Source organism: Streptomyces sp. NPDC018026, assembly GCF_044327745.1.
GTDB lineage: Bacteria > Actinomycetota > Actinomycetes > Streptomycetales > Streptomycetaceae > Streptomyces > Streptomyces rubrogriseus.
This window is the reverse complement of record NZ_JBIRFY010000001.1, coordinates 656,769-678,149: the sequence shown is the minus strand read 5'-3', so window position 1 is coordinate 678,149 and position 21,381 is coordinate 656,769. Positions and strand designations below refer to the sequence as shown.

At 73.0% G+C, this 21,381-nt stretch carries 17 protein-coding genes; 5 read left to right on the top strand and 12 right to left on the bottom strand.

From position 1 onward, the window contains the following. Positions 1-33: 33 nt before the first annotated feature. The 4 genes from ACH4D3_RS02780 to ACH4D3_RS02765 are packed head-to-tail and all read left to right on the top strand — an operon-like array spanning position 34 to position 5,328. Positions 34-1,617 (top strand): NAD(P)-binding domain-containing protein, encoded by a 1,584-nt coding sequence (locus ACH4D3_RS02780; RefSeq protein ID WP_398315626.1) that lies wholly within the window; start codon positions 34-36, stop codon positions 1,615-1,617. Next, positions 1,614-2,702, top strand: a complete 1,089-nt coding sequence (locus tag ACH4D3_RS02775; RefSeq protein WP_398315624.1) for an alpha-hydroxy acid oxidase — start codon at positions 1,614-1,616, stop codon at positions 2,700-2,702. The genes ACH4D3_RS02780 and ACH4D3_RS02775 overlap by 4 nt, the downstream gene beginning before the upstream one ends. Continuing rightward, complete coding sequence (locus tag ACH4D3_RS02770) at positions 2,699-4,066, top strand: cytochrome P450 (protein WP_398315622.1); 1,368 nt, start codon at positions 2,699-2,701, stop codon at positions 4,064-4,066. Before ACH4D3_RS02775 ends, ACH4D3_RS02770 begins: the two co-directional genes overlap by 4 nt. Beyond that, on the top strand, positions 4,063-5,328 hold the full coding sequence (locus ACH4D3_RS02765) for a cation:proton antiporter (RefSeq protein ID WP_398315620.1): 1,266 nt from the start codon (positions 4,063-4,065) through the stop codon (positions 5,326-5,328). Before ACH4D3_RS02770 ends, ACH4D3_RS02765 begins: the two co-directional genes overlap by 4 nt. 65 nt (positions 5,329-5,393) lie before the next feature. Here the strand turns inward: ACH4D3_RS02765 and ACH4D3_RS02760 are convergent, their stop codons facing one another. Beyond that, on the bottom strand, positions 5,394-6,857 hold the full coding sequence (locus tag ACH4D3_RS02760; RefSeq protein ID WP_398315618.1) for a class I adenylate-forming enzyme family protein: 1,464 nt from the start codon (positions 6,855-6,857) through the stop codon (positions 5,394-5,396). A gap of 150 nt (positions 6,858-7,007) precedes the next feature. Beyond that, on the bottom strand, positions 7,008-7,742 hold the full coding sequence (locus ACH4D3_RS02755) for a lytic polysaccharide monooxygenase (protein ID WP_398315616.1): 735 nt from the start codon (positions 7,740-7,742) through the stop codon (positions 7,008-7,010). Between the two features lie 240 nt (positions 7,743-7,982). On the opposite strand from ACH4D3_RS02755, the gene ACH4D3_RS02750 reads away from it, so the two are divergent. After that, entirely contained in the window at positions 7,983-9,590 is a 1,608-nt protein-coding gene (locus tag ACH4D3_RS02750) for an amidase family protein (protein ID WP_398315614.1), read from the top strand. A gap of 239 nt (positions 9,591-9,829) precedes the next feature. Here ACH4D3_RS02750 and ACH4D3_RS02745 read toward each other — a convergent pair whose 3' ends face one another. The 10 genes from ACH4D3_RS02745 to ACH4D3_RS02700 all read right to left on the bottom strand — a co-directional run bounded on the left by ACH4D3_RS02745 (position 9,830) and on the right by ACH4D3_RS02700 (position 21,208). Beyond that, the gene (locus ACH4D3_RS02745) at positions 9,830-10,237 is read right to left on the bottom strand and encodes a DUF6278 family protein (protein WP_109028395.1); all 408 of its coding nucleotides are present in this window, start codon (positions 10,235-10,237) and stop codon (positions 9,830-9,832) included. A 114-nt stretch (positions 10,238-10,351) separates the two neighbouring features. Next, on the bottom strand, positions 10,352-11,131 hold the full coding sequence (locus ACH4D3_RS02740; RefSeq protein ID WP_398315612.1) for an exodeoxyribonuclease III: 780 nt from the start codon (positions 11,129-11,131) through the stop codon (positions 10,352-10,354). Between the two features lie 54 nt (positions 11,132-11,185). Continuing rightward, a complete protein-coding gene (locus ACH4D3_RS02735; RefSeq protein WP_398315610.1) occupies positions 11,186-11,821 on the bottom strand; it encodes an MBL fold metallo-hydrolase in 636 nt (211 codons plus the stop codon). A 43-nt stretch (positions 11,822-11,864) separates the two neighbouring features. Continuing rightward, complete coding sequence (locus ACH4D3_RS02730) at positions 11,865-13,214, bottom strand: alpha/beta fold hydrolase (protein ID WP_398315608.1); 1,350 nt, start codon at positions 13,212-13,214, stop codon at positions 11,865-11,867. 364 nt (positions 13,215-13,578) lie between these two features. Then, on the bottom strand, positions 13,579-15,054 hold the full coding sequence (locus tag ACH4D3_RS02725) for a glycoside hydrolase (protein WP_398315606.1): 1,476 nt from the start codon (positions 15,052-15,054) through the stop codon (positions 13,579-13,581). A gap of 280 nt (positions 15,055-15,334) precedes the next feature. Beyond that, a complete protein-coding gene (locus ACH4D3_RS02720; RefSeq protein WP_398315604.1) occupies positions 15,335-16,030 on the bottom strand; it encodes a GntR family transcriptional regulator in 696 nt (231 codons plus the stop codon). Positions 16,031-16,149: 119 nt separating this feature from the next. After that, a complete protein-coding gene (locus tag ACH4D3_RS02715; protein WP_398315602.1) occupies positions 16,150-17,109 on the bottom strand; it encodes an NAD(P)-dependent oxidoreductase in 960 nt (319 codons plus the stop codon). A gap of 127 nt (positions 17,110-17,236) precedes the next feature. Continuing rightward, the gene (locus ACH4D3_RS02710; RefSeq protein ID WP_398315600.1) at positions 17,237-18,658 is read right to left on the bottom strand and encodes a gluconate:H+ symporter; all 1,422 of its coding nucleotides are present in this window, start codon (positions 18,656-18,658) and stop codon (positions 17,237-17,239) included. Positions 18,659-18,826: 168 nt separating this feature from the next. Beyond that, the gene (locus ACH4D3_RS02705; RefSeq protein WP_398315598.1) at positions 18,827-19,354 is read right to left on the bottom strand and encodes a ribose-5-phosphate isomerase; all 528 of its coding nucleotides are present in this window, start codon (positions 19,352-19,354) and stop codon (positions 18,827-18,829) included. A 147-nt stretch (positions 19,355-19,501) separates the two neighbouring features. Beyond that, entirely contained in the window at positions 19,502-21,208 is a 1,707-nt protein-coding gene (locus ACH4D3_RS02700) for a dihydroxyacetone kinase family protein (RefSeq protein WP_398315596.1), read from the bottom strand. Between the last annotated feature and the right edge of the window lie 173 nt (positions 21,209-21,381).

Genomic DNA, 21,381 nt, shown 5'->3' with positions numbered 1-21,381 from the left:
GCGCTCTGAAATCCCGTGGCTACCTTCCGTGGCATGAGCCATGACAGCCATGACTACCTCATCATCGGAGCGGGCCCCGCCGGCCTGCAACTCGCCTCCTTCCTGGAGCGGGACGGCGCGGACTACGTCGTCCTGGAGCGCGGCGGCGTGCCGGGCGCGTTCTTCACGCGCTTCCCCAGGCACCGCAACCTGATCTCGAACAACAAGGTGCACACCGGGTACGACGACCCGGAGCTGCGGCTGCGGATGGACTGGAACTCGCTGCTGAGCGACGACCCGGAGCTGGTGTTCACCCGCTACAGTCCCCGCTACTTCCCGCCCGCCGACGACCTGGTGCGCTACCTGGCGGACTTCGCCGACCGGACCGGGGTGCGGGTGCGCTACGACACCGCGGTGCGGCACGTCACCCGCGACGCCGAGGGGTTCACCGTCACCGATCAGGGCGGGACGCGGTGGCGGGCGAGGCACCTGGTGGTCGCCACCGGCATGCCCGTGCCGAACGTGCCGTCGATCCCGGGCGTCGAACTGGCCGAGCGCTACGACACGATCGACACCGACCCGGCGGGCTACACCGATCAGCGGGTGCTGATCATCGGGCGGGGCAACTCCGCGTTCGAGACCGCCGAGAACCTGATGGAGAACGCGGCGGTCATCCACGTGGCCGGCTCGGGCTCACTGCGCATGGCCTGGCGGACGCACTACGTGGGCCACCTGCGGGCCGTCTACAACAACTTCCTGGACAGCTACCAGCTCAAGTCCCAGAACGCCCTCCTGGACGGCCGGGTGCTGGACATCCGGCGGGACGCGGACGGCTACCGGGTCCAGTTCGCCTTCGAGCGCAACGAGGACGTCGTCAAGGACCTGCGCTACGACCGGGTGATCGTGGCGACCGGGTTCCGCCTCGACGTCTCGCTCTTCGACGAGACCTGTACGCCGGACCTGATGGTCGACGGCCGTTTCCCGCAGCTGACGCCGCTGAGCGAGTCGGTGAACGTGCCCGGCCTGTACTTCGCCGGGACGCTGATGCAGGGCCGGGACTTCCGGAAGGCCACGACCGGTTTCATCCACGGCTTCCGCTACATGGTGCGGGCCCTGCACCGGGGGCTGCGGCAGCGCCACCACCAGGAGCCGTGGCCCGCGACGGAGTTGGGGGACGCCACGGAGCGGGCGGTGGACGCCGTGATCGGCCGGGTCAACCGGTCCTCGGCGCTGTGGCAGCAGTTCGCGGTCCTCGGCGACCTGCTCACGCTCGCCCCGGACGGCACGATGCGCTACGCCGAGGAGGTCCCGGTCGCCCATGTGCCGGAGGCCGTCGCCGCCGGGGACTTCGGGGACGTCGAGGCGCACGCCGTGATCACCCTGGAGTACGGCAAGGACCACGACCTCGTCGACCCCTTCGACGTGAGCGCCGGCCGCGGCTCCCAGTACGACGTCTCCGGACTGGACGGCCGCTATCTGCACCCGGTCGTGCGCTGGTACCGGCAGGGCGCGTTCGTCGCCGAGCACCATCTGGCGTCGAACCTGGAGAACGAGTGGGACAGCGAGGAGTACCACCGCGCCCCGCTGCGGGCGTTCCTCGCCGCCCGGCGCGACGCGGCAGCCCCGGTGGCGCCGTGACCCTCCGCGAACTGCACGACGCGGCGCGCGCGGCACTCGACCCGGTCCACTACGACTACGTGGCGGGCGGCGCGGGCGAGGAGCGCGCGCTGGCCGCCAACGCCCGGGCGTTCGACCGGTACGCGCTGCTGCCCCGGGTGCTGAGCGGCGCCACGCGCCGGGAGACGGCCGTGGACCTGCCGGGCGCCCGGGGCGCGGCGCCGGTGGTGGTCGCGCCGACGGCGTTCCACCGGCTGCTGCACCCGGACGGGGAGCGGGCCACGGCGCGGGCCGCCGCGGCCGAGGGCGCCGTCCTGGTGACGGGCGTCGCCGCGACGACGGCGGTGCCGGCCGTCGTCGCGGCGGCCCGCGAGGCGGCCCCGGACCCGGCGGTGTGGTTCCTGCTCTATCCGCACCCGCGCCGGGAGGTCACCGAGGCGCTGGTGCGGCGGGCCGAGGAGGCCGGCTGTACGGCCCTGGTCGTCACCGCCGACTCGCCGCGCTTCGGCCGGCGCACCCGGGACCTGCGCAACGGGTTCGACGACCTGCCGCCCGGCTGCGCCGCGGAGAACATGCGCGACCTGCCCGGTGCCCCGCCGGGCGCCCTCACCGACATCCCGATGCACCCGGCGGCGTCCTGGCGGGACTTCGCCGAGACGGTGCGCATGTCCTCGCTGCCCGTGTGGATCAAGGGGGTGCTCCACCCGGCGGACGCGCGGCTGGCCGTGGAGCACGGCGCGGCGGGGGTGATCGTCTCCAACCACGGGGGCCGTCAGTGCGACAGCGCCGCGGCGTCCGTCGACTGCCTGCCCGCGGTCGCCGAGGCGGTCGCCGGTGCGGTGCCGGTCCTCCTGGACGGCGGGGTGCGCCGGGGCGGTGACGTGGCCGTCGCTCTCGCGCTGGGTGCGGCGGCCGTCGGCGTGGGACGCCCGGTGCTGTGGGGGCTGGCGGCCGAGGGCGAGGCGGGCGTCCGTCAGGTGCTGCGGACGCTGCTCGACGAGTACGACCACACGCTCGCCCTGTGCGGCGGGCGCCGCAACGCCGACCTGAGCCCCGACATGGTCGTCCGCGGGGACGCGGCGTGGTCCGGGGCGGCGCCGTGGTGAGCGACTCCCGGCGGCCCGCCTCGTGGTGGCTGCCGCGCACCGTGGTGGCGTTGCGGGTGCGGGTCTTCGAGAAGGTCAACGGCGACCGGGTGGTGACCCTGCCCAACGCCGCCCACGGCCCCGAGGTGTTCGAGCGGGTGTACGCCCATCCCGCGGTGAACGGCCGGAGCGCGGGCGCGGGCCTGTCCGACCTGTTCTGGTACTGGCTCGCGCCGGGTTCCGAGGTGCACCAGGAGCACCTGGAGCCCGGTGAACGCTACGACGAGGTCGCCGCGACGACGCGGCGGATCCTCGCCGGCTCCTCCGCCGGACTCGCCGAGGCGGCCGGGCGGGCCGTCGCCGACGTACTGGACACGGTCCCGCTCACCCGCGTCAGCCTGGTGCGGCTGCGCGACCTGCTGATGCCCGCCTGGGCCGCCTTCGCCTACGAGCTGGTCTTCCGCCGGCCGTGCCCGCCGCACGTCCGGGACCTGATCACCGCGCACGCCGACGACGTGATCACCGCCCTCAAGTGCACCGGCCTGCGACACCCGCGACGCCGGGCCCGGCTGACGGCGTACCTCGGCGAGCGGATCGCCGCCGGGGACGTGCCGCACCGCCTGCCTGCCTCCCTCTCCCCCTCCGAGCAGGCGCTGTACCTGCAAGGGACGTTCTTCAACACGGCGGTCGTCCAGCTGTCCGAGGCGACCGCGCACGTGCTGCTCGCCCTGGCCCGCCACCCGCGGGTGCAGCACCGCCTGGCGGAACGCCCGGACGACGACCGGTACCTCGCGCACGTGATCGACGAGACGCTGCGCCTGTACCCGCTGTTCGGGATCGCCCACCGCATCACCACGGACGAGGTGCCGCTCGACGACACGACGGTGCTGCCCGCCGGGTCCGTGGTGTGCTTCAGCTACCCCGACTACCAGGCCACGGGCCACGTACGGCCGGACGAGTTCGACCCGGACCGCTGGTCCGACCCCGCGGCCAGGAGGGCCCCGTACATCCCGTTCGGGGTGGCGGCGAACCGCCCCTGCCCCGCGTGGCGCGTGTCCCCGATCGTCCTGCGCGTCGCCGTGCGCGAGGTGCTGCACCGGTTCCGGCTCGACTCGACGGCCTCGCACACCCGCTCCAACCCGCACCGCGCACCGTGTCTGCTGATCCCCCGAGGCCTCGCCCCCGGACGGCGCCGGCTGGCGGCCCTGCGCCGGTTCGTCCGGCTGCGGGACGGCGTGGAGGACGTCACCCGGGGCGTGCGCCAACTGGTGCTCGGCACGGTCATGGTGCTGCACGCCCGGCGGCTGCGCCCGGCGGCCCGGTACTTCGAGGAACCGCGCTCCGGACGCTGTCCGGTCGCCCACCACAAGGAGAGCAACGGATGAGCACCACGGAACTGGGCCCGGCCTTCTTCCTCTCGGTCGTCGTGATCCTCGCCGTCTGCCGGATCGTCAGCCGGCTCCTCCAGCGGGTCGGACAGCCGCCCGTCGTCGGGGAGATGCTCGCGGGCGTGGTCCTGGGCCCCTCGGTCCTGGGCGCGCTGCTGCCCGGCGTCGAGTCGGCCCTCTTCCCCACCGAACTGCGGCCGGTGCTCTACGTGGTGGGGCAGATCGGGCTGGTGGCGTTCATGTTCCACGTCGGCTGGGACTTCCGCGCGGACCGGCTCCGGGGGGTCGCCCGGTCGGCCGGGCTGGTGTCGGCGGCGGGGCTGGTGGTGCCGATGGTACTCGGGGTGGTGCTCATCGCCGCCGTCGGCGAACGCACCGGCGCGCTCGCCCCGGACGTCTCGCTGACGGTGTCCGGCCTGTTCGTCGGCGTCGCGCTGGCGGTGACGGCGTTCCCGATGCTGGCCAGGATCATCGCCGAACGGAACCTGGCCAAGACCCGGTTCGGCGCCCTGTCCCTGGGTGCCGGAGCGGTCGACGACGCCGCGGCCTGGGTCCTGCTCGCCGGGGTCTTCGGCATCGCGGGCGGCAGTGCCGGGAAGGTCTCGGTGGCCGTCGCCGGGGGCCTCGGTCTGATCGCGGTGCTGGCGGTGGGCGTGCGGCTGCGCGACCGTACGGCGCTGCTCGCCGAGCGCACCGGCGCCGACCAGCTGCTGCTCGCCCTCGTCGGCGTGCTGTTCCTGGTCGCCTGGTACACCGACGTCGTCGGACTGTACGCGGTGTTCGGCGCGTTCAGTCTCGGCGTCGTCTTCCCCCGCTCGGAGCGGCTGGACCGCACGGTCGGGACACTCCAGCCGGTGGGCGCGGTGTTCGTTCCGCTGTTCTTCACGTACTCGGGGCTGAACACCGACTTCACCCTGCTGGGTTCGGGTCCGGTCCTGTTCTTCACCGCGGGGTGCGTGGTGGTCGCGGTGGTCGGCAAGTTCGGCGCCTGCTGGCTCGCGGCGCGGGCGGCGGGCGAGCCCAACCGGGTCGCCCTGCGGGTGGGGGCGCTGATGAACGCGCGCGGACTGATGCAGCTGGTCGCCCTCAACCTGGGGCTCTCGGCGGGGATCGTGACGCAGGCGATGTTCAGCGCCCTGGTGGTGGTCGCCATCACGACGACCGTCATGGCGACGCCGCTGCTGGCCCTGCTGGACCGGCGGGACCGGGTGCGCGCCGGCCGTCCGCGGCGGGAGGCCGTCGCCGTGGGCGGACGATGAACGGGGGCCGGTCCGGTCGGTCGGGCCGGTCAGGTCGGTCCGGCCGGTCAGGTCGGTCGGGTCGGTCAGGTCCCCAGTGTCAGCCGCCGCTTGTCCGGCTTCCCGGCGGCGGTGAGCGGCACCTCGTCGATGAGGGTGAGGCGCGTCGGCGCGCAGGCCTCGCCCAGCCGCGCCGCCACCAGCGCGCGAAGGTCGCCGAGCGCGGGTACCCGATCGGCCGCGGGGACGACGAAGGCGTGCACGGCCTCCCCCGTGGCGTCGTCGGGCACGGCGACGACGTACGCCTCGCTCACCGCCGGGTGGCGGGCCAGCAGTCGCTCGATGGGACCGGCGTAGTGCACGTTGGCGTCGACGATGACCACGTCCCGGATGCGTCCCGAGAGCCACAGCCTGCCCCGGGCGTCGAGACTCCCGAGGTCGCGCGTGCGGACCCAGCCGTCCACGAACACCTCGTCGCTGAGCGCGGGCTGTCCCCAGTACCCGGCGCCCTGCGAGGGGGTGCGGACGAAGATCTCCCCCTCGGTGCCGGCCGGGACGGGGCGTCCGGAGGGGTCCCGGACCTCCAGGTCGACGGGCGGCACACCGAGCGAGCCGGGCGGGTCGGCGGGCGTGGCCATGGAGATCATGCCGGTCTCGGTCTGTCCGTACCCGTGGAAGACGACCGGGCCGAGCACCCGCGCGGCCGCCCGCGCCCGGCCCGGTTCCAGCGGTGAGCCGGAGACCATGAGCGCGCGCAGGCCACCGAGGTCGACGGGGTCGGAACGCAGCTCCGTCACCAGCCGGTTCAGCCGTCCGACCGTGATGACGCTCGCGGTCGCCCGGTGGCGCACGAGGGCCCCGGGGAGGTCGGGCGGGTCGGCGGAGACCAGGACGCCGCCGGCGGCGAGTGCGAGCAGGCCGTACTCGAGCATCACCTGGCTGGCCAGGGTGCCGAAGACCAGGAACCGGTCCAGTCGGCCCGCCAGCTCCCGGACGGCCGGCGGCCAGTCCCGCGGCCGCAGCGCCCAGGCCGCCGTCAGCGCCGCGTACGTCTGGGCGCACGCCTTGGGCACGCCGGTGCTGCCGCTGGTGTGGATCAGCCGGGCGACGTCCTGCGGCCGTCCCGAGACGCGGGGCCGCAGACCGTCGTCCGGCGCCGCGAGCAGCTCGTCGAGCGGCAGGACGGTCCCCGGCGGCCGGAGGTCCGTTCCGCCCGGTGCGCCGGGCCGGTCCGTGACGGTGACCGTGACCTCGGCGTCCCGCAGGAGCGCCGCACGCTGGTGGTCCGTCATGCCGGGCCGTACGCCGACGACGCGGGCTCCGACGGCGTACGCGGCGATGACGGCGGCGAAGGCCTCCGGGCCGACGCCGAGCAGCAGGGCCAGGCCACGGCCCGGCCCGACGCCGCGCTGCCGCAGGGCGGCCGCCACCCGCCGGGTCATGGCGAGCAGGTGCCGCCCGCTCACCTCCCGGCCGTCGTGCTCGAAGACCGTGCGCCCGCCCGCGGCGTCGAGGAGGTCGAGAACCGCACCGGGGAACTGCTCCGTCATGGCGCTCCTTCACGAGACCGGTCGACCGCACACCACCGGCCGGACGCTAACGGCGCGTTGTCAGAGAACTCTGAGATACGGTCCGGCCCGGACCCGCGTCGCGGAGTCCTCCGGGACGCGGGTCCGGGCCGAGCCGGAGCGGTACGGCGGTCAGCAGGCGCCGAGGTCCTCCCAGACCCCCCATTCGCCGGTGGTGCCGGGCTCCTCGCCCGTCACCCACCACTTGGCACGCCAGGTGTGGCCTTCGTGGGAGACGGTCTCGCCGCCGTTGTACACACTCCCGGCGCTCCAGGCTCCCGCGACGCAGTCGCCCGGCTGGTCGCCACCACCGTCGTCCCCGCCGCCGTCGTCACCACCGCCGTCGTTTCCGCCGCCGATGTTGACGTCGATGCAGGCGTAGAAGGCGTTGGCGGTGTCCGCGATGTTCCAGACCGCGAGCACCTTCTGCTGCCCGCTGAACCCGGTGAAGTCCAGCTGGTGACTGACCGAGGCGGGCGGCTGGGCGCCGTGACCGTCGAACTGGGCGATCTTCTGGTTCCCGATGAAGTACTGCCAGTTGCTGGTGGCGTGCCGGGCCTCGATGGTCCAGGTGAAGGTGTGCGAGGTGCCGATCGGTGTGACCCGCCAGCCCTTGCTGTCGTCGTCCAGGTCGGCCCACCGGGCGTCCCCGCCACTGCAGTTGCGCAGCCCCTTCGGACCCTCGACGCTCGCCGGTTCCCATTTGATCTGACCGCACTGCACCACGCGGTTGGCGCACTGGTCCTGTCGGCTCCCCGGCGAGACCACCCAGCCGTGGGCGCTCGCGGTGGGCGCCGGCAGACTCAGGGCCACCACGGGAGCGACCAGCGCTCCCACGGCGGCGGCCACTCGTCTTTTCATGCGCATGACATCACTTTTCCCTTCGGTCCACGTCGGATCAGCCTGCCCCGGCTTACGACGGGTGCCGATGAGGCAACCCCGCATCGCAGGTCTAGACCTACGCGTGCAGGTCTAGACCTTAGCGAAGGAGAGGGGGCCGTCAAGGGGGTGAGCACCTAGCACCGCCCCTGGCCACGCCGGGTGCGACAACTGCCGTGGCTGAGGAGCCCCTTGTGCCGGGCGGGCCCGTGTAGTGGGCTGTCGGCCATGAAGAAGAGAAGCATGGCGGCCCTGACCACACTCCTGGTCGTGGTCCCCCTCATGGCTGCGGCGCCCGGGCAACGGGCCGAGGCCGCTGATTCCCGGCCCGGCGATTCGGCGCGATCCGCCGAGTCGACGCTGGTCAAGGGAGTGAACCTGGACACGGTGACGATCCCCGAACTGCAGGAGCGCATGAACCGGGGATCGCTGTCCTCGCTCCGGCTGACCCTCGCCTACCTGCGGCGGATCAAGGCCGTCGACCCGAGGATCAACGCGGTGCTGCGCACCAGCCCGACGGCCCTGCGCCAGGCGGCCGCCAGCGACCTCAGACACCGCCTCGGCAAGACGCGCGGGCCGCTGGACGGCATCCCCGTCCTGCTCAAGGACAATGTGAACACCCGTGACATGCCGACGACCGCCGGGTCGCTGGCCCTCGCCGGGAGCCCGCCGGACGCCGACGCCGTCCTGGTCGGGAAGCTGCGGGCGGCCGGCGCGGTGATCCTCGGCAAGGCCAACCTCTCCGAGTGGGCCAACTTCCGCGCGGCCAAGCCGACGTCGGGGTGGTCGGCGGTGGGTGGGCAGACGAACAACCCGTACGTCCTGGACCGCAACCCCTGCGGATCGTCCTCGGGTTCGGCCGCGGCGCTCGCCGCGTCGCTGGCGCAGGTGGCGATCGGGACCGAGACGGACGGCTCCATCGTGTGCCCCGCCGGGATGAACGGCGTGGTCGGCCTCAAGCCCAGCCTCGGAGTGGTCAGTCAGTCCGGTGTCGTACCGATCTCCGCCGAGCAGGACACGGCCGGCCCCATGGCCCGCAACGTGATCGACACCGCGCTCACGCTCTCCGTGCTGAGCGGCAGCGACACCGTCCGCGCCGGCGACGCCCCGAGCCTCACGGACGCGGTCGGCCGTCCCGGCACCCTGCGCGGCAAACGGATCGGCCTGTGGCGGCTGCCGTCGCTCGGCGCCGAGGTGGACGCCCTCATGACCCGTACGGCCGAGCGGCTGACCGCCGCGGGGGCCGAGGTCGTCGAGGTGAGCCTGCCCTACCAGGAGCGGCTCGGCGAGCTCGAGTTCCCGGCGCTGCTGAGCGAGTTCCACCGGGACATCGACGCCTACCTCGCCACCCGGGGCGGGCCGCGGGACCTGGCCGAGCTGATCGAGTTCAACCGGACCCACCCGCGCGAGCAGAGCTGTTTCGCCGGTCAGGAACTGTTCGAGCAGGCGCTGGCCGCACCGCCCACCACCGACCCGGAGTACCGGGCGATGCGCGCGGAGTTGACGGACCTGTCCCGGCGGTCGATAGACGAGGTCATGGCCGCGCACGACCTGGACGCCATCGCCTCCCCGGCGAACCCGCCCGCGTGGACCACCGACTGCGCGCGGGGCGACAACGACGTGATCCCGTCCTCCACCCCCGCGGCGGTGGCCGGGTACCCCTCGCTGTCGGTGCCCGCCGGTTTCGTCGGTGAACTGCCGGTCGGGCTGCTCCTGATGGCCGGCGACCGCCAGGACGTCGAACTGCTGTCCCTGGGTGCGGCGGTGGAGCACCGCCTGGACGCCTGGCGGGCGCCCCGGTACCTGCCCTCGGCACCGTCCGGCACCTCCCGCTGAGCCCGAGCGGACCGGCGAGCGCCACGTCGTCGAGCGGCGCCTCGACGAGGTCGCTCGCCGGTGTGCAGCTGACCTTCTACTCGTCCGCGAGCAGTGATCTCCGGCTGCACCCTGCGCAGGTCCCCCGTGCGTTCGTGTCCCTCCGACCAATGCAACGTATCGAGACAAACATCATCAATGCCGCCGACACGCACCTTTCGCCCATAACCCCTATTTACGCCGGAAGCCGGGCCAAGACTTCACGCTTCGGCGACCTCTCCGTACAGCTGGGAGAGTTCGGGCACGCCGTCCTCCGCCCACGCATGGCCGTTCGCCACGACGTCGAACTCCCGGCCGGAGGCGAGCCGGACCACCGGCTGCCCGTCGGACCGGATGCTCCAGGCGGCGCCGGGCACGGTGCGCACGATCACGGTGCCGAGGTACAGACCGGCGTCGTTGCCGAGCCAGGTCTGGATCTCCTCGTCGCCGCGCCAGCGCGGGAGCACCTGGTCCAGCTGCTCCAGGGAGAGCGCGGAGTCGTCGAGCCGGACCCCCTCCCGCAGCGCCTGCGAGCGCAGCAGATCGCAGTCGGCGAGCAGCTCACCGATGCCCTCCGCGTCGTGCGCCCGGTGGTCTTCGCGCCGCTTGCCCAGGAAGGGGAAGTTCATACCTCCACACTGTCATTCGTACCGCCATGTGCACCACAGGGCACGCGGAAGGCGTGTGTGCGGTGGGTGTGGTGGGTGTGCGGTGCGTGTGCGGTGGGTGTGAGCAGCGTGCGGCTACAGGTCCAGGTCCACCACGACCGGGGCATGGTCCGAGGCGCCCTTGCCCTTGCGCTCCTCGCGGTCGACGTAGGAGTCGGTGACCGCCTTGGCGAAGGGCTCGTTGCCGTACACCAGGTCGATGCGCATGCCGCGGTTCTTGGGGAAGCAGAGCTGGCGGTAGTCCCAGTACGTGAAGGGGTGGTCGTACTTCAGCGGGCGCGGGACCACGTCGGACAGACCGGCGCCGCGCAGGGAGGCGAGGGCGGCGCGCTCGGCCGCGGTGACGTGGGTGGCGCCCTCGAAGGCCGCGCGGTCGTAGACGTCGTCGTCCTCCGGCGCGACGTTGTAGTCACCCATCACGGCGAAGGGGCGGCTGCCGGCGGCGTCGCCCTCGACGGCGGCCCGCAGCGCCTCGAACCACTGGAGCTTGTAGGCGTAGTGCGGATGGTCCACCTCGCGGCCGTTGGGCACGTACACCGACCAGACGCGGGCAGGCCCGCAGGTGGCGGAGATCGCGCGGGGCTCCTGGACCCCCTCGTATCCCGGGTCGCCCGGCAGGCCCTTGACCACGTCCTCCAGGCCCACGCGGGAGAGCACCGCCACCCCGTTCCACCGGCCGGTGGCGTGGACCGCCGCCTCGTATCCCGCCTCGCGCAGCGCGTCGAAGGGGAACTGCGCCTCGGCGACCTTGGCCTCCTGGAGGCACAGCACGTCGGTGCCGCTGCTCTCCAGCCAGGCGAGCAGCCTCGGCAGGCGGGCGGTGATCGAGTTCACGTTCCAGGTCGCGATGCGCATGTCCCACAACCTACCGGGCGGCACTGACAACGCGGTCCCGCCCCGGGCGGAGCCTCAGAGCCGCGTCGAGTCGCCGGGGGTCAGCCGCAGGTGCTCGGAGCCGCCCAGCTCGCCGATCTGTCGGTCGTAGATCGGGCGGGCCAGGTCGGTGAGGAGCGCGTCGTGGACGTCGTAGGCCCGCCGCGGCCCGACCTCCCGCAGGTACTCGATCACCTCGGCGATCTTGTTCCACGGGGCCATGACCGGCAGCATCAGCGTCTCGACCGGGTGGTCGGGGACGGTGAGGGCGTCACCGGGGTGGAAGACCTTGCCGCCGTCGACGAGGAAGCCGACGTTGGTGACGCGCGGGATGTCCGGGTGGATCACGGCGTGCAGCTCGCCGTGGACCTGTACGTCGAAACCGGCGGCGGTGAAGGTGTCGCCGTGCCCGACGGTGTGGACGCGGCCCGGGAAGGCCGCCGAGATCTTCTCCGCGACCGACTTCAGTGTCCAGATCGCCGCGGCCGGGTTGTCCTCCATGGCGGCGCGCAGCCGCAGCTCGTCGAAGTGGTCCGGGTGCTCGTGGGTGACGAGGATCGCGTCCGCGCCGAGGGCCGCGTCCTGCTCGCTGAACCCGCCGGGGTCCAGGACGAGCGTCTGCCCGCCCTTTTCGAGGCGGACACAGGCGTGCGACTTCTTGGTGAGCTTCATGCCCCCATCCTGCCGCCGCGCGCCCGCTCCCCGCCCGACGGGCTCACTCGGTTGGTGTCGTCTCCTCGCGGATCACCTGCTGGGCCACCCGGAAGGCCCCGCTCGCGGCCGGCACCCCGCAGTAGACGGCCGCCTGGAGCAGTACTTCCTTGATCTCGCCCGGGGTGAGGCCGTTGCGCAGGGCGGCCCTGAGGTGGGGCGCCAGCTCGTCCAGGTGGCCGCCGGCGACGAGGGCGGTGAGGGTGACACAGCTGCGCGAGCGCCGGTCGAGGCCCGGCCGGTCCCAGATCTCCCCCCACGCGTAGCGGGTCAGGAGCTCCTGGAAGTCCCCGGAGAACTCGTCGGCCTGGGCGAGCGCCTGGTCCACGTGCCCGTCCCCGAGGACCTCGCGGCGCACCTTCAGCCCCGCGTCGTACGGGTCGGGCCGCCCTTGTGCCTGCGGCGGCACGACGGGGGCCGGGGCGATCTCGGCGATGGGCGCGGCCTGCGGCGGCGGAGCGGGCACCGGCTGGTCGGGCGCGGCCGGGATCCCGGCGGCCGGGACCGGGACCTGGTGTGCCGCGGGGTGGACCGGGACGGGGACCTGCCCGGTGGTGGTGGCGTCGTGGGCGGCCTGCCAGGCAGTGGTGAAGTGCCGTACCAGCAGGTCGGTGACGGCCGCGGGCTGCTCGACCGGGACCAGGTGGGAGGCGCCGGGGACGACCGCGAGCCGGGCGTCGGGAATGCCGGCGACCAGGGTGCGGGCCTCGGCGGGGCCGGTGACCTGGTCGTCGGAGCCGACGAGGACCAGGGTGGGTACGCCGACCCGGCCGAGTTCACCGCGCACGTCGAACGCGGCGAGGGCCTCGCAGGCGGAGATGTAGCAGCCGGGGTCGGTGGTCCGCACCATCTGCACGGCCCACTCGGTGATCGCGGGCTGGGCGGCCGCGTACCCGCCGGTGAACCAGCGCTCCGGGGAGCTGCGGGCGATGGGGTCGAGCCCGTTGGTACGCACGATCACGCCGCGCTGGCGGAACTCGTCGGCGGTGCCGAAGCGGGGCGAGGCCGCGATCAGCGCGAGGGAGGCGAGGCGCTCGGGGTGGCGCAGGGCGAGTTCGATGCCGACGGCGCCGCCGAACGCGCAGCCGGCGTACCCGAAGCGCTGCACGCCGAGCCCGTCGAGGGTGGCCAGCAGCCGCTCGGTGAGTTCGGCGACGGACCCCGCCGGATGGGCCGGGGCACCGCCGTGTCCGGGCAGGTCGAAACGGAAGACCCGCCACTGCTGAGCCAGTTCGGGCACCTGCCGGTCCCACATGTGCCAGGTGGTGCCGAGGGACGGCCCCAAGATCAGGACTGGTAGGTGTTCTGGCCCGTCAAAGCGGTATTGCAGCGTCTCGGTCTTGCCTTCTGTCACGGGTTCACACCTTTGTCTGTCACGATCTGTCACACGCCCCCTGCGAGACCTCCCCACGCCTTCGCCGCGGGAAGCAAGACGCCCGAGCATCGTACAGACGGACCCTGCGAAGGCCATTTGCCCACCCGCCGCCCTCGTACCCCTCGCCCGCCGGCGTGGCCGTCCGGGCCTACTGCAGTACCAGGCCACCTTGCGAGCGGGGAGGGGAAGGCGCCCCGGCCGCGGGGGCCGGGGCGCCTTCCTCAGGGTGGACGGAGGCTCGGCTCTCCGCCGGGGCATCCTGCGCCGACCGGCCATTCGCCGGTCAGCCCTTCGGCGGTCAGCCCTTCGGCGGTCAGCCCTTCGGCGGTCAGCCCTGCGCGGGTCAGCCCTGCGCAGGGATGACGAAGGAGACCATGGAACGGGCCGGGACGTCCGCGGTGAGATGACCGCCCTTGCCGCGCACCGGAGCCTGGGTGCTCAGGTGGTTCTCCTCGTTCGTCAGGTAGCGCCTGACGGAGACACCGTTCACACCGGGCAGTGCCAGGGTGGTCGAGGCCTTCTCGTGGCCGTTGTTGATGACCTGCACGGCGATCGACCCGTCCGCGTTCCGGAACGCGCTCACGCCCAGCAGGGAGTTGGGGTTCTCCGTCCCGATCCGGTGCGCTCCGGGCTTGACGAACCGGCTGAACTGGGCCATGGCCCACAGCCGCGCGGAGGCGTCGGCCTTGCCGTCCTTCAGCTGGATCAGCGCGCTGTTGCTGCCGGTGTTCTCCGCGCCGATCCAGTACAGGAAGGCACTGACGCCTCCCTCGGTGAACGAGTCCTGGATCTTGTTGGCCCACTCCAGGCCCTCGCCCGCCTTGCCGATGGCGTCCCAGTGGTTGTTCCAGTCGCCGTCCAGGTCGGCCCACTCCGACTGCCAGGTGGGTTCGTCGGTGCTCAGCGGCGACGAAGGCTCGCCCTGGTAGCCGTGGCCGACGACGGTGTCGACGTACCGGTCCGCGCCCGGCACCGACTTCATCTCCTGGAGCATCTCCTCCTGGTCGCGCCAGCCGGTGGCCTCCCCGAAGGCGATCTTCGTCTTCAGGTCCGACTTGTCCAGCAGGGGGCCGAACACCTTCAGGAAGTCCGCGGCCTGGTAGCCGTCGGAGCGCATGCTCGCGTACTCGGTGGTCAGATCGGGCTCGTTGGTGAAGCCGACGTGGGTGACGTCGATGCCCTCCTGCGCGTAGAACTTGAGGTACTGCACGAGGTACTTGGCGTAGGCGGCGCGCCAGTCCCCGGTGGCGCAGTCCGTGCCGCGCACGCCGCACAGCTCGCCCCCGTTCCTGTCGTCGCCGTTGGTCTTCATGTAGCCGGGGGCGCTCCAGGCGTCGGCGTAGATGTTCTTCACGCCGTACTTCTGCGCCTGCTTGGTCAGCCAGACCTGGCCGTTGTCGTCGCCGTCCCAGACGTAGTGCGGGGTGGCTCCGGGGGATCCGGGGCTCTCGGGCTCGATGGACTTCATCCAGTCTTTCTCGTCCGTGGGCGAGGAGCCGATGCCGTTGCGCAGGATGGTCAGGCCGGCGCCCTTGTCGTTGCTGAAGAGCAGGTCGAGGACCTGCTGCCGGGTGTCGGGTGAGAGGTCCTGGATCTGGCGGGCGCGCTGGAAGGCCTCCGAGAAGCCGAAGCCGTCGACGACCTGGTACTGCCGGTGCGGGTCGACCGTGATGGTGGTCCCGCCCGCGGCCTGCGCCGGGGCGGTGCCGGCCTGCGCCGGGGCGGCACCCAGGCTCGTCGCGCCGAGGGCGAGCAGGCCGGTGAGGACGGTGACCGCCCTGACGCTCCGGCGGGACCGTGACGTCTTGATGCTCTGCATACCTTGCACACACCTTCGTTCCGGGGGAATCGAGGGAGAACGCCGCCGCACGGTCGCACATTCGCATAGCGCGAAACGGGGGGGGTGCCGGAGCGGCGGGTATTACAGTGGTGCGCTCTTCCGGCCGGAAGACTCTTTCACGTTATGAGCAATTTCTTCGACCGGTCAACCTTGTTCCGGAATTTATCGGGGAATTACCGAGTCACTGGAATTTGGGCAGGCTTCCGCACCGGCCGGTTCCCTGTGCCGTGCGGCGGAACAGGCCGGTCTGCCGGGAGGGTCACTCGGCCGGGGCGGAGGAGGTCGGTGCCGCGCGGTCCGCGACGCCGCGCAGGTGGGTGCACATGGCCACCTCGCACCGCTCCGGGTCACCGGCCGCGAAGGCGTCCAGGATCGCCTGGTGTTCGGCGAGCGCGACGTCCGTGTCCGTCACCCGGGTTCCGTGAAATCGCCGAAAACGCTGCACATGTGCCCCGAGCGGGTCGATGGCATCGCACAGGAAACGGTTTCCGCATTTCTTGGCGATGACGTCATGAAAAGCGGAGTCGGCTTCGAGGTAAGCGCGGAAATCGTCGTTGTCGCGCTGCGCCGCGGCCTGCGTCATACGCGCGTGCCATTCCTGGAGCAATTGCGTGGTGCCGGCGGCGTCCCGCTCGCAGGCGTGCCGGGCGTTGTACGGCTCGATGAGCATGCGGGCGGCCATCAGCTGCGCGAACTCCTCGTCGGTGAGCATCGGCGCGACCGTGTAGCCCTTGAGCGGAATGCGGCGCACGAGACCGGTGTGCTCCAGCTTCGCCAGGGCTTCGCGCAGCGGGGTGGCCGAGACGTTCCAGTCGCGGGCGATGGTGTCGATGCGCAGTGCCGTCCCCGGGGCCAGGCCCTCGTCGAGGATCAGCGACAGCAGTGCCTCGTAGGCCTCGTCCATCAGTGCGGTGCGTACGGGTCCGCCGCCCGTCCGCCTCCCGGCGCCGCCCATGTGGTGCCCTCCGTTCTGCCCGGCGCCGCTGCACGCGCCTCTTCATGGCGGATCCCAGGTTAGCGGCCCGGCCCGGGTGTCCCCCGGGCGGTTCGGACCGGGGCGCCGCCCGCCCCGGGTCAGTCACGGGAGTGCGGGGACAGCAGCGTGACCAGGGCCGAGTCGTCCTCGGCGGCCAGGCCACTCGTCGTCGCCAACTGGTAGAGCTGGTCGGCCGCGGCCGCCACCGGAGTGGCCACCCCGGCCTGCTTGGCGAGCTCCACCACCAGGTGCATGTCCTTGCGGATGATGTCCAGTCGCGAGCGCAGCTCCGGTCCGCCCGAGCCGTCGGCGGCGCGGCGGTACTGCTGTGCCATGCGCGGGCCGCGGTCGGCCAGCATGAACGAGGCGGCGGCGCCCTGGCCGAGCACCCCCACGGCCGCGTCGACGTCGAGGCCCAGGGAGTGCGCGAGGGCGAGCGACTCGGCCGCGGCGGCGGTGTGGATGCCGCACAGCAGCTGGTTGACGGTCTTCATGATCTGTCCGTCGCCCACGTGGGCGCCCACCACGTGGACGGTGCCGGCCAGCCGGTCCAGCACCGGCCGGGAGGCGGCCAGCGCCGCGTCGTCCGCCCCGACCATGATGAGCAGTTCACCGGTTCCGGCCCGGACCGCGCCGCCGCTGACCGGGGCGTCGACGAGCAGCACCCCCTGCTCGGCCAGGCGGGCGGCGGCGGACTTGACGGCGTCGACGCCGACGGTGCTGGTGACGACGACCACGCAGCCGCGCCGCAGCTTCGGCCCGGCCCCCGTGGAGCCGCTGCCGTCGCCGAAGAGACAGGCCGTCAGCTGTGCCTGGTCGCGGACGGCGACCACGACGACGTCCACGCCGTCGACGGCCTCGGCCGGGTCGGCGGCCGGAACGGCACCCGCCGCGGCGGCCAGGTCGCGCCGCGGCCCGGCGATGTCGAAGGCGCGCACGGGGAAGGCCCCGGCCAGGTGGGTCGCCATGGGCAGCCCCATCGCGCCCAGTCCCAGGACGGCGGTGACGGGGGCGCCGGCAGGGGCGTTGGTGGTGGTGTTCGGCTGCGGCTCGGACACGGTGTGTTCCTTACGGTCGGTGTGGGTGGAGGGGGTGGGGGCGGCCGGACGGGTGAGGGGGCCCACGGCTCGGGGAGGGCCGGGGCGGGAAGGGGTTGCTCGGCCGTTCCCGACCCCGGTCGTGTCGTCAGACCAGGACGGCATGCATGAGCAGGGCCATCCCCAGGCCGACGAGGGCGACGAGCGTGGACAAGACGGACCAGGTCTTGACGTTCTGGACCACCGACATGCCGAAATACTCCTTCGACAGCCAGAAGCCCGCATCGTTGACGTGGGAGAAGAACAGGGATCCGGCGCCCACGGCCAGGGCCAGCAGGCTCGCCTCGACCTGACCGGTACCGGCGGCCATGGGAGCGATGATGCCGGCGGCCGCGGTGGTGGCCACCGTCGCCGAACCGGTGGCGAGGCGGATGAGGACGGCCACCAGCCAGCCGAGGACCAGCAGCGGGATGTTCGCCTGGGCGGCGCCCTTGCCGATCGCGTCGGCGACCCCGGAGTCGACGATCAGCTGTTTGAAGCCGCCGCCGGCGCCGACGATGAGCAGGATGCCCGCCACCGGCGGCAGACCGGCGGAGACTATGGAGCGGACCTCGGCCCTGCTCTTGCCCAGCGCGTAGCCGAAGGTGGCCGTGGCGACGAGGACGGCGAGGAACATCGCCACCAGCGGGTTGCCCAGGAAGTCCAGGAGCGTGTTGTACCAGGCGCTGCCGGGGAAGGCGATGTCCACGACCGACTTGGCGATCATGAGCACGACCGGGAGCGCGATCGTCAGCAGGGAGACGGTGAACGACGGGGTCCGGCGGCCGTTCTCGTCCTCCCCGTCCGCCACCAGCGACTCCACCAACGCCGCCGGCGGCTCCGAGTGGACCCGCTTGGCGATGAAGTTGCCGTAGAGCGGTCCGGCGATGATCACCGACGGGATCGCCGCTATCAGGCCGAGCCCCAGGGTGATGCCGACGTCGGCGTGGAGGGCGTCCACCGCGACGAGCGGGCCGGGGTGCGGCGGCACGAAGGCGTGCAGCGCGCCGAGACCGGCGAGCGCGGGAACCGCGATGCGGACCAGCGGGGTGGCCGTGCGTTTGGACATCACGACGATGAGCGGCACCAGCAGGACGAGCCCGACCTCGAAGAACATCGGCAGCCCGATGACGACCGCGATCAGTGCCACGCGCCAGGGCAGCGAGCGGGCGCCCGCCCCGGCGGTGAAAACGTCCACGATGCTGTTCACCGCGCCGGAGTCGGCGAGGAGTTTGCCGAGGATGGCCCCGAGAGCGATGAGCGCGCCGGTGCCGCCGAGCGTGCTGCCCATGCCGTCGCCGAAGGATCCGACCACCTTGTCGAGATCCAGTCCGGCCCCGATGCCGAGCACCAGCGAGCCTGCGATGAGCGCGACGAAGGGGTGGAAGTCGAGGACGCTGATCAGCGTGATGATCACGACGATGGCCACTCCGACCATGACGAGCAGCAGCGTGTCGTGTCCGCTCCAGCCGGCGGACTGCGCGGCGGCCATGGCGGAGTGGGCGGCTGTGGTGGGTGTTGAGAACGACATCGTTGGCGATTCCTTGTCACCGGGCCCCACAGGCGCCGGGGCGGACCGGGGCAGCCGGGCCGCCCGCCGGGAGCGGGCCGGACGGGTTGAGGGCGTGCGGACGAGCGCGTACGGGGGAGCTCGTACGGACGAGGTGGGCGGGGCGGAGGAAGAAGGCGCCGGCGCCGGTCAGCAGGAGGCGTCGGTGTCGAGCGTGGTGGCACCGTCCGCGGCGGCACCGCGCTCGTAACGGTCCAGGGCCGCGACCTTCTCGCCCGACGGCGAGGCCGGGTCGAAGCGGTAGCCGAGCCATTCACGGACCAGGCGGCGGGCCAGTTCGAGGCCGATGACGCGCTGCCCCATCGTCAGCACCTGGGCGTTGTTGCTCAGCACCGAACGCTCCACGGAGAAGCTGTCGTGCGCGGTGACGGCCCGGACGCCGGGCACCTTGTTGGCGCTGATGGCCACGCCCAGACCGGTGCCGCACACCAGGAGGGCCCGGTCGGCCTCCCCCGCCGCGATCAGCCGGGCGGCCGCCACTCCGATGTGCGGATAGGCGGTGTGCTGGTCCGCGCCGACACCGACGTCGGTGACGGCCGCGACCCGCGGGTCCTTCTCCAGATCCGCCTTGAGCATCTCCTTGTAGGCGAAGCCGGCGTCGTCGCAGCCGACGACGATACGCAGTCGGTCGGGGGCCGCAGAGGCATCGTCCGTCATGGGGTCGTACTCCCTTTCTGTCCTGTGTGCGCGTTCCGTGCCTTGTACGGACGGAGGCACCGACGGATGGCACGGACGGTTGGCGTGGGCGGTTGGCGTGGGCGGTTTGGGTGGGCGGTCGGAGTGGGCGGTTGGCGTAACGCCCCGTCAGGCCCCGGCGGCCGTCCGGGCGCACAGGGCCAGGGAGGTCGCACCGGCGTCCGGGGTGCCGAGGCTGCGCTCGGCGAGTGGAGCCGCCCGGCCGGTGCGCGGGCGCAGCGACGCCGTCTCCTCGGCGGCGCGGGTTGCGGCCTCGGCGGCACGGCTGGACGCCTTCGCCAGGGAGAGGCCCTCGGCCACCCCCGCGCCGAGCTGCTCGGCCAGCGGGCCGAGGGCGTCCACGAGGGTCTTGTCGCCGGGCCGAGCGCCGCCCAGCCGGGTCACCGCCTCCAGCGCCGCGCGCACCCCGACGGCCACCCGCTCGCCGTCGACCGCGCCGGTGTCGCCGAGCGCGTCGGCCAGGGCCCGCAGCCCAGCCCCCCACAACACCCCCGAGGTGCCGCCCGCCTCGTCGGCCCAGGCGTCCGCCGCGGCGGTCAGGGTCGCACCGGCGCCCGCGCCGCGCTCCGCGACGAGGGCGGCCGCACGGACGGCGGCGTCGATGCCCTTGCACATGCCCCGGCCGTGGTCCCCGTCTCCGGCGACCGCGTCGATGCGGCCGAGGTCGTCGGCGTTGTCGTGCAGGGCCTGCCGCACGGTACGCAGGATGTGCAGCAGGCGCGAGGCCGCCTGGCGGGAGGCGTCGTCCGCGGCCGGCAGTGCGGCACCGGCGCCCGTCTCGTCGGCGCGGACGAAGACGCGGGGCGCTCCGGCGGGGAGGGCGGTGTTGCGCTTGTAGCCGGGGGTGTCGCACGGGGCGCACCACCAGCGCTCCAGGTCCTCGTCCAGCCAGGTCAGGGTGAGAGAGACCGCGGCCATGTCGAGGCTGGTCACCAGCTCGCCCACCTCCGGCCGTACGACGGTCAGGCCGGCCGCGCGCAGCTCCGCCTCGACGTGGCCCCACAGCAGGAACAATTCCTCGTACTTGGTGGCGCCCAGGCCGTTGAGAATGGCGGCGACCCGGTCGCCCGCGTCGGCGGGGCGCTCTTCCAGCAGCCGGGTGACGAGGACGCGGGCCAGTGTGGCGGCGTCGGTGCGCGGGCTGTCCTCGACGCCCGGCTCGCCGTGGATGCCCAGGCCGACCGCCATCATGCCGTCCGGGACGGTGAACAGGGGCCGGTCGGCGCCCGGGAGCGTACAGCCGGAGAGGGCGACGCCGAAGGAGAAGGTGCGGTCGTTGGCACGCCGGGCGGCCTCCTCCACACCGTCCAGGTCCAGTCCCTCCTCGGCGGCCGCGCCGGCCACCTTGAAGACGGTGAAGTCGCCCGCGATGCCCCGGCGTTCGCCGCGCCGCTCGGCGGGGGCGCTCGCGACGTCGTCGGTGACGAGGACGGCGCGCACGTCGAGCCCGGCGTGGCGCAGCCGTTCCTGTGCCATGCCGAAGTTGAGCCGGTCACCGGCGTAGTTGCCGAAGCTGAACAGGACGCCGCCGCCGGTGTCCGCGGCGCGCGCCACCCGCTCGGCCTGCCGGGCCGAGGGCGAGGTGAACACGTTGCCCACCACCGCACCCGCGGCCAGTCCTGGACCGACCAGTCCGTGGAACGCGGGGTAGTGGCCGCAGCCTCCCCCCACGACGACGGCCACCCGCCCGTCGGCCTGCGGCCGGCTGCGCACGACGCCTCCGTCGACCGGGGCTACGTGGTCGGGGTGGGCGGCGACGAAGCCGCGCAGCGCGTCCTCGCCGAACTGCTCAGGATCTCCGAACAGCTGAGTCATCGAGAGGGTCTCCACTTCGTTGTGGGCGTCCGCCGGCGGGCGGAGACGGGCATGAGGGGGCCGGGACCGGACGACGGCCCGCACCGCGCTCGCGGTCAGGACCTGCCGGGGAAGGGCCGCTCGGGCAGGAGGAACGGCGGCGAGCAGGCGTTCGGCAGCGTCGGAGCCGGCCG

Excerpts from the sequence above, each read along its gene's own strand:
- ACH4D3_RS02780 (WP_398315626.1), top strand. The coding sequence starts at position 34 with ATGAGCCATGACAGCCATGACTACCTCATCATCGGAGCGGGCCCCGCC.
- ACH4D3_RS02765 (WP_398315620.1), top strand. The coding sequence starts at position 4,063 with ATGAGCACCACGGAACTGGGCCCGGCCTTCTTCCTCTCGGTCGTCGTG.
- ACH4D3_RS02760 (WP_398315618.1), bottom strand. The coding sequence starts at position 6,857 with ATGACGGAGCAGTTCCCCGGTGCGGTTCTCGACCTCCTCGACGCCGCG.
- ACH4D3_RS02755 (WP_398315616.1), bottom strand. The coding sequence starts at position 7,742 with ATGCGCATGAAAAGACGAGTGGCCGCCGCCGTGGGAGCGCTGGTCGCT.
- ACH4D3_RS02750 (WP_398315614.1), top strand. The coding sequence starts at position 7,983 with ATGAAGAAGAGAAGCATGGCGGCCCTGACCACACTCCTGGTCGTGGTC.
- ACH4D3_RS02745 (WP_109028395.1), bottom strand. The coding sequence starts at position 10,237 with ATGAACTTCCCCTTCCTGGGCAAGCGGCGCGAAGACCACCGGGCGCAC.
- ACH4D3_RS02740 (WP_398315612.1), bottom strand. The coding sequence starts at position 11,131 with ATGCGCATCGCGACCTGGAACGTGAACTCGATCACCGCCCGCCTGCCG.
- ACH4D3_RS02735 (WP_398315610.1), bottom strand. The coding sequence starts at position 11,821 with ATGAAGCTCACCAAGAAGTCGCACGCCTGTGTCCGCCTCGAAAAGGGC.
- ACH4D3_RS02725 (WP_398315606.1), bottom strand. The coding sequence starts at position 15,054 with ATGCAGAGCATCAAGACGTCACGGTCCCGCCGGAGCGTCAGGGCGGTC.
- ACH4D3_RS02720 (WP_398315604.1), bottom strand. The coding sequence starts at position 16,030 with ATGGGCGGCGCCGGGAGGCGGACGGGCGGCGGACCCGTACGCACCGCA.
- ACH4D3_RS02710 (WP_398315600.1), bottom strand. The coding sequence starts at position 18,658 with ATGTCGTTCTCAACACCCACCACAGCCGCCCACTCCGCCATGGCCGCC.
- ACH4D3_RS02705 (WP_398315598.1), bottom strand. The coding sequence starts at position 19,354 with ATGACGGACGATGCCTCTGCGGCCCCCGACCGACTGCGTATCGTCGTC.
- ACH4D3_RS02700 (WP_398315596.1), bottom strand. The coding sequence starts at position 21,208 with ATGACTCAGCTGTTCGGAGATCCTGAGCAGTTCGGCGAGGACGCGCTG.